The sequence below is a fragment of the Acinetobacter sp. PC34 genome, from assembly GCF_051789135.1.
Lineage (GTDB): Bacteria > Pseudomonadota > Gammaproteobacteria > Pseudomonadales > Moraxellaceae > Acinetobacter > Acinetobacter johnsonii.
In genome coordinates this window covers 1,633,824-1,646,014 of record NZ_CP196664.1, presented here as the reverse complement: position 1 = coordinate 1,646,014, position 12,191 = coordinate 1,633,824, and the positions used below count along the sequence as shown (strand labels likewise).

The 12,191-nt window shown below is 40.0% G+C and carries 16 protein-coding genes; 7 read left to right on the top strand and 9 right to left on the bottom strand.

Annotated features, from left to right (window positions below):
• Positions 1-6 precede the first annotated feature (6 nt).
• Both ACSC9N_RS08020 and ACSC9N_RS08015 read left to right on the top strand, forming a co-directional pair.
• The gene (locus ACSC9N_RS08020) at positions 7-606 is read left to right on the top strand and encodes a hypothetical protein (protein WP_130235031.1); all 600 of its coding nucleotides are present in this window, start codon (positions 7-9) and stop codon (positions 604-606) included.
• Positions 603-1,571, top strand: coding sequence for a M15 family metallopeptidase (locus ACSC9N_RS08015; protein WP_094148609.1), 969 nt, complete (start codon positions 603-605; stop codon positions 1,569-1,571). Before ACSC9N_RS08020 ends, ACSC9N_RS08015 begins: the two co-directional genes overlap by 4 nt.
• Here the strand turns inward: ACSC9N_RS08015 and ACSC9N_RS08010 are convergent, their stop codons facing one another.
• From ACSC9N_RS08010 to ACSC9N_RS07975, 8 genes are all read right to left on the bottom strand, one after another.
• Positions 1,572-2,345 (bottom strand): alpha/beta fold hydrolase, encoded by a 774-nt coding sequence (locus tag ACSC9N_RS08010; RefSeq protein ID WP_010326733.1) that lies wholly within the window; start codon positions 2,343-2,345, stop codon positions 1,572-1,574.
• Between the two features lie 234 nt (positions 2,346-2,579).
• Positions 2,580-3,449, bottom strand: a complete 870-nt coding sequence (locus tag ACSC9N_RS08005) for an MBL fold metallo-hydrolase (RefSeq protein ID WP_439036132.1) — start codon at positions 3,447-3,449, stop codon at positions 2,580-2,582.
• On the bottom strand, positions 3,446-3,868 hold the full coding sequence (locus tag ACSC9N_RS08000) for a DUF6691 family protein (protein WP_010326735.1): 423 nt from the start codon (positions 3,866-3,868) through the stop codon (positions 3,446-3,448). Before ACSC9N_RS08000 ends, ACSC9N_RS08005 begins: the two co-directional genes overlap by 4 nt.
• A gap of 1 nt (position 3,869) precedes the next feature.
• Complete coding sequence (locus tag ACSC9N_RS07995) at positions 3,870-4,286, bottom strand: YeeE/YedE family protein (protein WP_010326736.1); 417 nt, start codon at positions 4,284-4,286, stop codon at positions 3,870-3,872.
• 471 nt (positions 4,287-4,757) lie between these two features.
• On the bottom strand, positions 4,758-5,483 hold the full coding sequence (locus ACSC9N_RS07990; RefSeq protein WP_010326737.1) for a hypothetical protein: 726 nt from the start codon (positions 5,481-5,483) through the stop codon (positions 4,758-4,760).
• A gap of 33 nt (positions 5,484-5,516) precedes the next feature.
• Positions 5,517-5,768, bottom strand: a complete 252-nt coding sequence (locus ACSC9N_RS07985; protein WP_010326738.1) for a hypothetical protein — start codon at positions 5,766-5,768, stop codon at positions 5,517-5,519.
• Between the two features lie 127 nt (positions 5,769-5,895).
• Positions 5,896-6,207 carry a hypothetical protein gene (locus tag ACSC9N_RS07980; protein WP_394998859.1) on the bottom strand — a complete coding sequence of 104 codons (312 nt, stop codon included), beginning with the start codon at positions 6,205-6,207 and terminating at the stop codon, positions 5,896-5,898.
• 117 nt (positions 6,208-6,324) lie between these two features.
• The gene (locus ACSC9N_RS07975; protein WP_004693046.1) at positions 6,325-6,693 is read right to left on the bottom strand and encodes an immunity protein Imm33 domain-containing protein; all 369 of its coding nucleotides are present in this window, start codon (positions 6,691-6,693) and stop codon (positions 6,325-6,327) included.
• A gap of 185 nt (positions 6,694-6,878) precedes the next feature.
• On the opposite strand from ACSC9N_RS07975, the gene ACSC9N_RS07970 reads away from it, so the two are divergent.
• The 5 genes from ACSC9N_RS07970 (at position 6,879) to ACSC9N_RS07950 (ending at position 11,030) form a co-directional block, all read left to right on the top strand.
• Positions 6,879-7,823: an ABC transporter permease gene (locus ACSC9N_RS07970; RefSeq protein ID WP_010326740.1), complete on the top strand. Its 945-nt coding sequence runs from the start codon at positions 6,879-6,881 to the stop codon at positions 7,821-7,823.
• Entirely contained in the window at positions 7,823-8,719 is an 897-nt protein-coding gene (locus tag ACSC9N_RS07965; RefSeq protein ID WP_010326741.1) for an ABC transporter ATP-binding protein, read from the top strand. The genes ACSC9N_RS07970 and ACSC9N_RS07965 overlap by 1 nt, the downstream gene beginning before the upstream one ends.
• Before the next feature lie 72 nt (positions 8,720-8,791).
• Complete coding sequence (locus tag ACSC9N_RS07960) at positions 8,792-9,802, top strand: isopenicillin N synthase family dioxygenase (RefSeq protein WP_010326742.1); 1,011 nt, start codon at positions 8,792-8,794, stop codon at positions 9,800-9,802.
• A complete protein-coding gene (locus ACSC9N_RS07955; protein ID WP_010326743.1) occupies positions 9,799-10,683 on the top strand; it encodes a hypothetical protein in 885 nt (294 codons plus the stop codon). The genes ACSC9N_RS07960 and ACSC9N_RS07955 overlap by 4 nt, the downstream gene beginning before the upstream one ends.
• A 17-nt stretch (positions 10,684-10,700) precedes the next feature.
• A complete protein-coding gene (locus tag ACSC9N_RS07950; protein WP_010326744.1) occupies positions 10,701-11,030 on the top strand; it encodes a DMT family transporter in 330 nt (109 codons plus the stop codon).
• Between the two features lie 112 nt (positions 11,031-11,142).
• Here the strand turns inward: ACSC9N_RS07950 and ACSC9N_RS07945 are convergent, their stop codons facing one another.
• A complete protein-coding gene (locus ACSC9N_RS07945) occupies positions 11,143-12,165 on the bottom strand; it encodes an ABC transporter substrate-binding protein (protein ID WP_010326745.1) in 1,023 nt (340 codons plus the stop codon).
• Positions 12,166-12,191 lie beyond the last annotated feature (26 nt).

Genomic DNA, 12,191 nt, shown 5'->3' with positions numbered 1-12,191 from the left:
AACTCCATGGCTCATGAAAAACGGACTTCAGTCAAAATTTTGACGTCTACAAAAAAGAAAAATATTTCACCTATGCTCTATGCATTTGGTGGTTTTTTGGGTGGTGTCTTATTGATGGCCACTCTTGGTTTTACTTACTTTTTTACACAACAAAAAAATGATTCAATACACGTTAGCCAAAATTCTAGCGTCGATGTCACTGAACCCTCAGTCGATAATGAAGCCCCGACGCGGGAACCCGAAGCTATTTTTGAAGCGACTAAAGTCATCCCTTCTAAAAGTGTTCAACCTTCAAATGTAACTGAGCCGCCTGCTGATTTTCCTCAACCCAAAGAAGATGAATTAAGCAGAGCTTTTCTTCGTCCAGCTGAAACAGTTACTGCACCATCGATGAAGAGTGCTAGTCCGCAGCCCTTACCAAAAGAAAATAAGAAACAAAACTCGTCAACGCAAAGTTCGGCTACACCGAAAGATAAAAATCACGGCAAAGTGACTAAATCAGAACAGCCTGTGGAAAAATCCGAAGAATCTCCCACAGGCAGTGTACAAACCAAGATTACAACTCGTGCCGTCGAAGCCCCAATGCCAGCTACTATCAGACTATGATTTATGCTATTTTTTCGATTTTTCTAATCCTGGCACTAGGGCTCGGTTTAGCACTGTCCTATGAACTTAGAGCAAAATTAGCTGGCTTTTTTGTCGGGTTAATTCCTCAAGGAAAACAAAGATTTCAATCCGCTCGTCATTTTGCACAGCATATAAATCATGCTGCTGCGCCTGAGCAATTGCAATCACATTGGCATATTCAACAGTGGTGGATATTGGTTGCGGGCCTACTTCTATTTGCCAGCATCTTAATGTTTGCTTTTACCAGCCCCGTCACACCCACTAAAATCGAAGCGGATTATTTAAGACAATCGGATCCACAAATTTATGCCCTACTTGATGGACAAATTTTGTCTCCGCCACCAGAGATCGAAGAATCCTTAGTTGCTGCGGCCATAGTTGAAGCAAGTATGCTTGAGCAAGCGGATCTTAATAATAATTCTATTCAAGCCAGTGCTTTGAGTTACGATCCAAGTATTCAGGATGTACATTCAACTCATTCACATGACAATTTAGCAACGGCTGACCGTAAGTGGCACAAAATGAACCCACGCTATAAACAACGTCTACTGATGGTATTTAAAATAATGCGTGAGCAGCATGGATATGAACTGGTTTTACTGGAAGGCTATCGTAGCCCGCAGCGTCAGAATTCTTTAGCCAGCAATAAAAATACGACTTTGGCGCGTGGTTATCAGAGTTACCACCAATTTGGATTGGCGGCGGATGTCGCATTTAAGCGGGATGGAAAAGTCGTTATTTCTGAACGAGACCCATGGGCAATGCGTGGCTATCAGCTCTATGGTGAAGTTGCAGAATCTGTAGGTTTAACTTGGGGCGGACGTTGGAAGTCGATCCAAGACTATGGCCATACCGAATTTCGAATGCCGAATTTAAAGAAAACTGCGGAAATGGCTGAAAAGCTGACCTCTGAAGGACAACTTTCAGCTGCGAATTTGAGTTAATCAGGTTGAAGGCTGACTCAAATATTGAGTGATGATTTGCAAAACTTGCGCAGTTTTCTCTGCATGTAACCAGTGTCCAGCATCTGCCACCGTCTGAATCTGGGCTTGAGAAAACTGCGATTGGATAGCTTCTATATATTCTGGCTTTGCTACATAAGGTGAGTTTCCACCACGTATAAACAATGCAGACTTATGCCATGTTTCTATATTTTCCCATGACAGAATTTGGGCATAGTTCTGATACAGTGCATCTACATTAAACAACCACTTCCCTTTGCTAAAAGATTTCAAGAGAAACTGAATCACCATTTCTTCTTTGAGATATTCACGCATGATTTCTATGGCTTGTTGACGTGTTTCAATATCTGCTTTTTGTACTGCAATGAGCGCTTTAAAAATTTGCTCATGATGATTTTCTTTATAAGCAATAGGCGTAATATCCAACACCACCAGTTGATCTAGTCGATCTCCTGCGAGTTCGGTCACTTTCATCACCAGCTTTCCACCCATCGAATGCCCGATCAAAGAAAAGTGTTCGATGTTGAGTTCATCTAAAGTTTCAATTAGATCAGCTGCCATGACCTCATAATTCATCACATTGGAATGTGACGATAAGCCATGATTACGTACATCTACCTGTAATACATGGTGGCTTGAATAAAACTCCCGAGCCAACATTCCTAAATTACTTAAACTGCCAAATAAACCATGAACAAAGACCAATGTTTTTGCACGCGGCTGCTCATTTTGATGAAATTGATGATTTAGGATCATATGAAACTTACTTTATTTGATTACTATAGATATTGAATTTTTAATGGAAATAAATCAAATGACTTTTTATATTAAGCTCAATTTTGCTTAGGCTATTTTGAGTGGGAGATTTTAGCTTAGGCTAAATTTAAAAGCATGATGTACATGTCTGTTTAATATCAGATTAGATTCTTGAATCAGATTCTAAGCAAATGAAAAGATGCCGAATGCCTTAAGTCTTACTAATTTTGTATTTTAAAAATAATTCAGCGGAATTTTTAAGTAAGGAATACCATTGTCTTCTGGTTGAGGGAACTTGCCTGCAAACATATTGATTTGAATTGCTGGTAATATCAATTTTGGCATGCTTAACGTTGCATCACGGCGGTTTCGCATCTCGACAAAATCAACTTTTCCCGTTGTAGTATTGATATGAATGTTTTTATGCTTTTGCGAATAAACCGATGTCTCATATTGGTATTGATCACGACTTTCGGGTAAGTAGTCATGGCATAAGAACATCCGCGTTTGATCTGGCAATGTGTACAAAGTCTTCACTGAATCAAATAAAGCCGCCGCACTCCCCTTTGGAAAATCACAACGTGCCGTCCCATAGTCAGGCATAAACAACGTGTCCCCGACAAAAACAGCATCACCAATGACATAACTGAGACACGCAGGTGTATGCCCTGGTGTCGGAATATTATATGCTTTTATGTTGCCTATCAAAAATATCTCATGATCTGCAAAAAGATAATCAAATGACTGCTTGGCATTTAAACTCTTAATATCTAAGTGATAAATCTCACCAAAAGTTTGTTGTACGATCTCAATCTTATGACTAATCGCAATTTTTCCACCTAGTTTTTGCTTTAAATACTGTGCAGCACTTAAATGATCTGCATGCACATGTGTTTCTAAAATCCAGTCTACGCTTAGGCTATTTTCCTGAATATAAGCAATGATTAAATCGGCCTGCTCTGTTTTGGTCGTTGCCGATGCTGCATTATAGTCCAATACACTATCAATCACGGCGCAACACTGAGTGTCGGGATCACTCACCACATAACTAAACGTGTTGCTCGCTGTATCAAAAAATGCTTTTACTTGAGCAATTTGCATCATGGCATTTTCTCCATTACTTTACGATGTAGCAGTACACCAACGAACATCGCAATTATAAAATAGATCGCTTGATAATAACCCAGTCCAATCAAAGTAAAGCTCGGCGCAGGACAAATTCCCGCAATTCCCCAGCCTATACCAAATAGCAGACTTCCGAAGATCAGTTTTCTGTCGATTTTCGTATTTTTAGGAAGTTGTATGGCTTCACCATAAAAGGTTTGTGGATGTGGCTGACGTACAGCTTTTTGAAAAGGAATAAATGCAATCGCAATCGCCCCCATCATCACAAAAGCTAGACTGGCATCCCAGTGCCCAAAAATATCTAAAAAGCCAATCACTTTCGCAGGATTCGACATTCCTGAAAGCATGAGACCAATTGAAAATAATCCACCCCAAATGAATGCCCAAACATTTTTCATTTTAGATTGCTCCAAACATATGACGGACAACATACACAGTAATAAAGCCTGCGAACATAAAACTCATTGTAGCGATGATTGAACGTTTGGATAAACGACTGATACCACAAATACCATGCCCGCTGGTACAACCAGAGCCTAAGCGAGTTCCAAAACCTACCAATACGCCCGCAATAATTAACATGAAAGGTGTAGCTTCAATATAGATTTCTGGCTGAACAAAAGCGGCATATATAAACGGAACAATGAACAGGCCCAATAAAAACCACAGTGCAGGCGTATTTATGATCCCTTTTAAGTTTAAAACTTGAGAGACCAGACCACTGATTCCTGCAATTCGTCCATTGGTATATAAATATCCAACGGCGGAGATGCCGAGTAATATTCCACCTATAAAAGACCACGCAAAATCATGCATTGGTAAGCGCCTTAAAACAATATATGTTTTAATAATATATTTAATTAAAAAATAATCAAGCGTCCTTTGTATCTATGGATGCTATGCATGTCTATGGTCACTGTCTACGGGGTCTTTCATCTAGCTTTAGATATTTGAATGGCACTACCCGTCCGTTCTCGAAGCTTTTAGTCTTTTAGATAACACCTTAAAGCATTTTTTTACATAGTTATTCTTCACAATAACGTAAAAAGCTTGAATATATCCCCGAGGGATTTTGTATTCAGCCCTTTTTTAGATTAGAAATACTTAACTTCTCTCGCTTTATTTCATGATAGTTTTCATTTAAAGAAACTGAATAGAATTAGGGCACATCTCTACATCATGAGTATTATTCTCAGTTTATGAAACACATTTACGACTTTTGAATATTTTTTTATGCGGGCAGACACATGAAAAAGGATAAAATAATCTGCTCTTTTTCTGAGCAGTTTATTGAAATTCTGATAATACCCGTTCTGCAAACCATATTGGGAGCTTAGACACGGCGGCATTCATTTTTAAGGTTTCAGCTGCTTCTATTTCTGCAAGAAAAGACGCTTGTATACCGTCAGAAGAGTTATCAAACAAGTAGGCTCGATCACAGCACTCTATGGCTTGCATGAGCAGATCCATACTACGGTAGTAACGTTCAATAATTTTCTGCTCAGGAACAGGATGACCACCCACACTGACGCGATACTTGACTCGGGCAATATTGATTTGTGGATCTACTGTTGAGACATAATATAGATAGGTTTTATAACCCTGACGTTTCGCTTCTCGGAGAAACTCAACTTTAGAGATATGTGACATGACCGTCTCAAAAGTAAAACTGACTTTTAAGCGCAGAAACTCAAGCCGGATATAGTCAATAATGCGTGCACAGAGATAAGAATCAATTTCTTCGGTTTTAAACTCGATCTTCCATTCATCTAGCACAATTGGTTCATGCGCAAGTAAGGCCACGAACTGTCCCGCTTGAGGACGCTTCTTACTTTTTAGAAAAGTGACCAACTCTAAAGCTTTTAAGGAAGGATGATAATGCAATAAATCAATGCGTTGACTCTGTCTTAAGTTTTGTTCCAGTTCATCTGCATTTAAATATGCCCCAATATGTTGGGGCAAGAGGTAATCTTTAACAGTGCTTTTACCAGAACCATTCGGCCCTGCAAACATTCTTATTCTAGGTTGTCGAGGTGGCATATCAATCTATACGGTTGCGTGTTTCTTTTTACGTGTCAGTTTCGGTAAAACGCCTACATCGACATAAGCATGACTTAAGTCTTGTAAAACAGTTTCATTGCCATGAATATCGCGTTCAACCAATTGTTCAGCTTTTGCATAAACTACAGACGAACGAGTGGTTGCTTTTTGAAAAGCATCATGAAAAGCATGAATGGCAAGTTTAGGAATCATATCATCCTCATATTTGCCTACTTTAATGTCGGTATAAGCTGCCATACACCAACTCCTACTCAAACGATGGTTGATTTTTATTTATCTTAACACAATCGAGGACATTGTCTATTTATACAGCATCCTGAAACAATAAATTAGATCTTAATATCCACACTAATTTCATGCTGTCTTATTCGGTTACTTTACTTTTTAATCGTTTCGTATCTTCAACTTGTAAAGCTTTAGCCGTTGGACAGAAGGCACTTTCATTCATCCCTGCATCGGTCAGGCTTTTTTCTTGCTGCTCAAGATAACGGTTGGCCACCATCAGCATCACTGAAGCGGTACTTAACTCAATATTGGCTTTAGATAGCGCAGCAATTTGATGATATGCATCCATACGCTGACAAAATGCGGTTTTCATTTCTGTTGCTGTCGCTGGATTATCTTTTGCATCTAAAACGGTTTTGGTTGAATTCACAGTTGCTGTATATTCAGCCATCTTCTGATCATACTGTGCCTGAGTCAGCTTCGTTATTTCTGCATAACTCAGGGTTGATAGAAACGATGATAAAAATAATGAAAGGCTAAGCAACGTCCATGTTTGTTTTTTCATGTATTAAGACTCATCGCCTTCTTTCCATACGTCTTCATAGTCATCGCCATCAATCATAAAACGATAACCTTCACTTAAAGCCAAGTATGGAAGTACGTCAGGCAAGATATCTTGTAACTCACGTACAGTCATGGTTGTAAAAAAGTCTTGTCCTTCACCCAATTCACCACCATAAATAAACCAAGCGACATTCTCTTCAGTTTCTGGCTTTTTACGTAAACCGACAATGGGTTCTTGATTCAAAGTATGCACAGCAACAGCAACGACATCATCACCTTTTACTTCAACATAAGCCGAGTCAAATTCTTCACACAGTAGTTTTTGTTCCGCAATTAATTCATTCAATGCAGATTGTTGTGACTTTTGTGCCATGCGATGCTGCCCCTTTTGAGCGTCAATCTATCGATAGCGCATTTTAAAACATATTTAGGTCAAAGGCTGTTTTTATTTAAACAATTAGCACATAGGTGAACACTCAATAGCACTACAAATTTGGCATTCATTTTGCTTAACAGTATTACGTTTTATAAAAAAAGTAATATCGGGGCTAAGCAACTATGGGTTATGTCGCACGAGAACTCAGTCCTCAAAGCAAAATATTGCTGGGCTTTGGATCATTTCTAATACCAATCCTCATTTGGTGTGCTGTGAGTTATTTACCATTTATTTGGCATCCTCAAGTACAAATCACCAACTCTGGCAGTGTCTCTTTTTTACAAATCGGTAGCCGTGTAGACAAAAGTGTGTTCTATGCAGAAGCGCAAAATGCCGTCAATACAGGCACTGAACCGCCGCAAGGTAATTTGGTCAATCCTATTTATTTACCAGCACCCCACCAAGTTGCGACAGCCTTAGTGACGGCATTTACGACACCACCCACTCAAGCCGATGCACCATGGTTTCATCAAAGTCTTTGGCACAGTATCAAGATTGTATTTAGTGCTTTCTTTATTGCATCACTCGTTGGTATTCCATTGGGGATTTTATGTGGTTTTTCCAACAAAATTTCCCAGCTCACTGAACCCTTTGTTGAGTTCTTTCGCTACTTACCTGCGCCTGCCTTTGGTGCACTGGCTGTTGCAATATTAGGCATTAATGATGCACCAAAAATTGCCATCATCGTGATTGGGACGCTGTTTCAGCAAATTCTGATTATTGCCAATACTACGCGTATGGTGGACCGCGGGCTGATTGAAGCGGGTTATACCCTAGGGACGAATAAAGTAAAAAGTCTGTTTCACGTGGTCATTCCAGCGGCGTTACCCGATATTTACCGTGATTTACGTGTTTTGCTGGGCTGGGCGTGGACCTACTTGATTGTCTCTGAGTTGATTGGCACCACCACAGGGATCACTTGGTTTATTACCCAGCAAGCACGCTACCAGAACTTTGACAATGTCTATGCTGCGATTTTAATTATTGGGGTGATTGGCTTGGTCTGTGATGTGATTTTAATGAAACTCGGACAACATCTGTTTAAATGGAAAGCGGGAGCAAAATAATGATAACTACAGATATAAGAACGCCAGAATTCAATGCTCGTCAGTATTTTGATCACATTTATCAACGTCCTGTCATTTTAGAGGCCAAACAACTTAGTCAAGTTTTTCAGCATGGTAAAAACTCACGCACGATTTTAAATCAACTCAATTTGAAAATTCATAAGCGAGAGTTTATTTGTGTGATTGGCCCGTCTGGTTGTGGAAAATCGACCTTTAGTCGTGTTGTTGCGGGTCTAGACCCATATAGCAGTGGCGAATTACTAGTAGATGGACAGCCCATTTCAGGCCCTAGCCCAGAGCGAGGCATGGTGTTTCAAGGCTATACCTTATTTCCTTGGAAATCGGTTAAAGAAAATGTGATGTTTGGTCCACTGATGAAAGGTGCAAGTCATGCCTCAGCCGAAGCGGCTGCACGAGAATGGATCAATATTATTGGCTTAGAGAAGTATGAAAACCAATATCCGCATCAACTGTCTGGCGGGATGAAGCAACGTGTTGCGATTGCCCGTGCTTTAGTCAATGAACCGAAAATTTTACTGATGGACGAACCTTTCGGTGCGCTTGACCCGCATACCCGTCAGAAAATGCAAAAACACCTAATGGACCTATGGCAAAACATTGATATCACCATCATTTTTGTAACCCATGATATGGATGAGGCTATTTTACTGGCTGATCGTATCGTAGCGCTGAAAGCCAATCCTGGGGAAATTAAAGAAATTATTGAAGTGGATTTACCCCGTCCACGAAACACTGAACTGATGTCCAGCCCTGCCTTTAAGCTACTTCGAGAGCGAGTCGATTTCCTAGTACATGCACAAGAAGAAGAACTCGATCCAGCACTGGAAGATTTACCCAAAATTCCACGTATGACCCAAATTAGTACGCATAAATAATTCATTGATCTAGCCTGAGGGACGACCCTTAGGTTTTATGCACTGTTGGACGGCCAACACGAGGATTTTACTATGCAAGATAAATATGTCCTTCCACTGGTGGATATCAGCCTTTTAAATAGCCCAAATCTAGATGACCATATGCAAGTTGCTCAAGCGCTTGATCAGGCCTGCAAAGAAGTTGGTTTTCTCTACCTCAAAGGTGATCAATTTAAACCTGCATTATTTGCACAGTTATGTGACATCGCGAAGCGCTATTTTGCCCAAGATGACGCACTCAAAATGCAAAATTATATTGGCAAATCGCTGAATCATAGTGGCTATGTGCCTATAGGTGAAGAACAGTTTTCGAGTAACAGCTACGATTTAAAAGAATCTTATGATGTGAATTATGACTATCAAGGGTCTGCATTAAATTATCCCTTACTTGGCCCAACACAATGGCCAGATGATCCCGCATTTAAACGTCATGTCTCGCAGTACTATCAGCACTTAAAAGCAATTGGTCATCAGCTGTTTCGCTGTTTTGCGCTGGCTTTAGAGCAAAAAGAAGACTTTTTTGATGCACATATTCAACATGCACCCAGCCAGTTACGCCTCATTCACTATCCATATAACCCTCAAGCGACAGATGCAGAAGGCATCGGAGCGCATACCGACTATGAGTGCTTTACTTTATTACTCCCCACAGCCCCCGGTTTACAAGTCCTTACTAAGCAAGGCGAATGGATTGATATTCCTCTGCTTGAAAATACGTTGGTGATGAACATTGGTGACATGATGGAAATCTTGTCCAATGGCAAATATTTAGCCACCAAACATCGGGTCAAAAAAGTCCAACAAGAACGCTACTCCTTCCCTTTATTTTTTTCTTGTGACTATGACTATGTCATCCAACCGATTAATACAAATGAGCCACCTAAATATGCGCCACTGGCAGGTGGAGAACATTTGTTTAATCAAACGGCTCAAACCTTTCATTATTTAAAACAACGTGTAGCCAGTGGTGAGTTGGTCTTAAAGAATGCCGTTCCGCTTTATTCTTTTGGTCTGACTGAGTCAAACATGGAGTACACCCCATGAATTTATTCGAAACTCTAAGTCAACTAAAACCTATCACAGCTGCTTCAGGCAATGTACCAACCTATTTAATGGGCGCATTTCGGCGTAAGAGTATTAGCTTTTACAATGGTTTGACTGATGAAAATACGATTGTGTATTGGTTTCAGTCCAAGAGCTTCACCATTGACCTACGTCTCAAATCAGTAACAGATACACCTATCGTAGAGCGTCAAGCATGGGTCGGTTATACGCATTGGGATGCACAAACTGCATCATTGTCATGGGTGCTAAGTAGCAATTATCAGAACCATACCCAGTGGCCTGAGCCTGCAACCCTACATAGCATTGGCAATTGTATTTTGGAGTTTTCACCAAGTAATGCCTATGTTGAAGACTGGCGTCAACAAGCCAGTATAGGTTTATTTTTAGGACTACGCTTAGTCAAAGCCGTACATGTTGCCACGCAGCAAGAAATTTCACTCGATGGCGGTCTCATCATCTGCGGTGAGCATATGGCATATGCACAGTCACGTTTACCCCATATTCAACAGAATATAGACGCGTTAGGGGTTCTTTCTTATGTGGAGCAAAGTCCTTCTGACTTAAATCAAATTGAAAGCTATGAAGTATCAGTTTCAACTCAGGATCAACTCATTCAATATTCAAGCTGCACCCAAATGACTCAACAGCAACTCATTCTAGACGGTTTTGAAGTCTTTGATACTAAAACCCTCATACAGCGTAAATTGATCGATGGCGAAGCATATCAGTTGGTGTTTGTCGTGGATGTGTATGAACCTGAATACGCTTTTCAAAATGTAACATCTACCACGGCGGACAGTCAGGATTGGCTGAAACAAGAACAACATCACCTCATGCATCATGCAACTGTGGTTGCGTAAGGGAGCTTTAATAAGTTATGGCTTTTCTCTATTTATTGATCGCCGTGATTGCAGAAGTCCTCGCGACTTCTGCATTAAAAGCAACCAATGGTTTCACTGCACCTTTACCTGTCGTTTTAACCATTATCGGTTATGCAATTGCACTGTTTTTCTTAGGTCTAACGTTTAAATCGATCCCTATGGGGCTAGCTTACGCACTGTGGTCAGGTGCGGGCATTATTCTTATTTCTACAGTCGGTTGGATTTACTTTAAACAGCAGCTCGACTTTGCGGCGGTTGTTGGTTTAAGTTTTATGATTATCGGCATCGTGATTATTCATGTGTTTTCTAAAAGTACGCATTTATAAATACATGCCTTAAAATCTACTCTTTATTTAAAATTAGATCTTTCTTTGCTTTTTAAACACACTCATACAAAAAAAGCCCAAGTTAACTTGGGCTTTTAGTTTCTACGAAATCTTACTTTAACTCTTCAACCAAAGCTGGATAAATTGCACCATCAACATCCATTTCTGTTTTATAAATACCATTTTCAACGTTGAATTTGTTTACATGGTAGCTTGAGCCATAAATCGAGTCAAAACCTGAACCTTTTTTAAAGACGGTTTTATTGGCTGTCAAATCGAGTAAATGCGTCCCGCCAATAAATTGTTCATATTGTTTCGGATCGACGCCAACACGGTTAGACATAATTTTCACGGCGTCTTCATGTGTTGCAGGGTCATTAATATATTTGACTGTTTTATCCCACACTTGGATCATCTTTTTCCAATCTTCTTTATTGGCAGAAAGATGGCTCATATTTACAGTCAGCGTGTCATAAATTAAACCTGGCTTATCTTTAGAACTATAAATAATTTTAGACCCTGCAACAGACTTCAACGCTTGATTGGCTACAGGTTGCCAGACCGCAATTGCAGCAATGTCTGGACTTGCAAAAACTTGTGGAAGTTCATTGGTCATAGAATTGACCAATTTAATGTCACTGGTCTTAATTTTTGCATCTGTTAGTGCTGTACTTAGCAATAAATGGTCAACTAAGCCTTTTTCAGTGGCAATACTTTTGCCTTTTAAATCGGCAATGCTGTTAATTCCATCTTTTGCGATAATCACGTCATTACCTGCGGAATAGTCTGTCGCCATAATCATGACACCTTGAGTGCCCCCAGAGGCTGTGACTAGATTATCTCCATTGGTCACCAGTACTGCATCTAGCTGATTGGCTGCAAAAGCAGAAAGCGATGATGAATAATCAAACCATTTAAACTCAACATTCAACCCTGCTTCTTTGAGCCAACCTTTTTCAATTGCCACTTGCCATGCAACAAAACCCGGCCAATCACTGTAGCCAATCGTGATGTTTTTGGTGGCTGTGCTCTCAGATGCACTGTTTTTTGTTTCAGGAATTTTGGCGGTGTTATCACAACCTGCCAATAAAATAGTCGAAACAATAGAGACTGATAAGAACGCTTTTTTAATCATGATGCAATTTTCCCGATGCTGTAAAT

Excerpts from the sequence above, each read along its gene's own strand:
- ACSC9N_RS08020 (WP_130235031.1), top strand. The coding sequence starts at position 7 with ATGGCTCATGAAAAACGGACTTCAGTCAAAATTTTGACGTCTACAAAA.
- ACSC9N_RS08015 (WP_094148609.1), top strand. The coding sequence starts at position 603 with ATGATTTATGCTATTTTTTCGATTTTTCTAATCCTGGCACTAGGGCTC.
- ACSC9N_RS08010 (WP_010326733.1), bottom strand. The coding sequence starts at position 2,345 with ATGATCCTAAATCATCAATTTCATCAAAATGAGCAGCCGCGTGCAAAA.
- ACSC9N_RS08005 (WP_439036132.1), bottom strand. The coding sequence starts at position 3,449 with ATGATGCAAATTGCTCAAGTAAAAGCATTTTTTGATACAGCGAGCAAC.
- ACSC9N_RS08000 (WP_010326735.1), bottom strand. The coding sequence starts at position 3,868 with ATGAAAAATGTTTGGGCATTCATTTGGGGTGGATTATTTTCAATTGGT.
- ACSC9N_RS07995 (WP_010326736.1), bottom strand. The coding sequence starts at position 4,286 with ATGCATGATTTTGCGTGGTCTTTTATAGGTGGAATATTACTCGGCATC.
- ACSC9N_RS07990 (WP_010326737.1), bottom strand. The coding sequence starts at position 5,483 with ATGTTTGCAGGGCCGAATGGTTCTGGTAAAAGCACTGTTAAAGATTAC.
- ACSC9N_RS07985 (WP_010326738.1), bottom strand. The coding sequence starts at position 5,768 with ATGGCAGCTTATACCGACATTAAAGTAGGCAAATATGAGGATGATATG.
- ACSC9N_RS07980 (WP_394998859.1), bottom strand. The coding sequence starts at position 6,207 with ATGGCTGAATATACAGCAACTGTGAATTCAACCAAAACCGTTTTAGAT.
- ACSC9N_RS07975 (WP_004693046.1), bottom strand. The coding sequence starts at position 6,693 with ATGGCACAAAAGTCACAACAATCTGCATTGAATGAATTAATTGCGGAA.
- ACSC9N_RS07970 (WP_010326740.1), top strand. The coding sequence starts at position 6,879 with ATGGGTTATGTCGCACGAGAACTCAGTCCTCAAAGCAAAATATTGCTG.
- ACSC9N_RS07965 (WP_010326741.1), top strand. The coding sequence starts at position 7,823 with ATGATAACTACAGATATAAGAACGCCAGAATTCAATGCTCGTCAGTAT.
- ACSC9N_RS07960 (WP_010326742.1), top strand. The coding sequence starts at position 8,792 with ATGCAAGATAAATATGTCCTTCCACTGGTGGATATCAGCCTTTTAAAT.
- ACSC9N_RS07955 (WP_010326743.1), top strand. The coding sequence starts at position 9,799 with ATGAATTTATTCGAAACTCTAAGTCAACTAAAACCTATCACAGCTGCT.
- ACSC9N_RS07950 (WP_010326744.1), top strand. The coding sequence starts at position 10,701 with ATGGCTTTTCTCTATTTATTGATCGCCGTGATTGCAGAAGTCCTCGCG.
- ACSC9N_RS07945 (WP_010326745.1), bottom strand. The coding sequence starts at position 12,165 with ATGATTAAAAAAGCGTTCTTATCAGTCTCTATTGTTTCGACTATTTTA.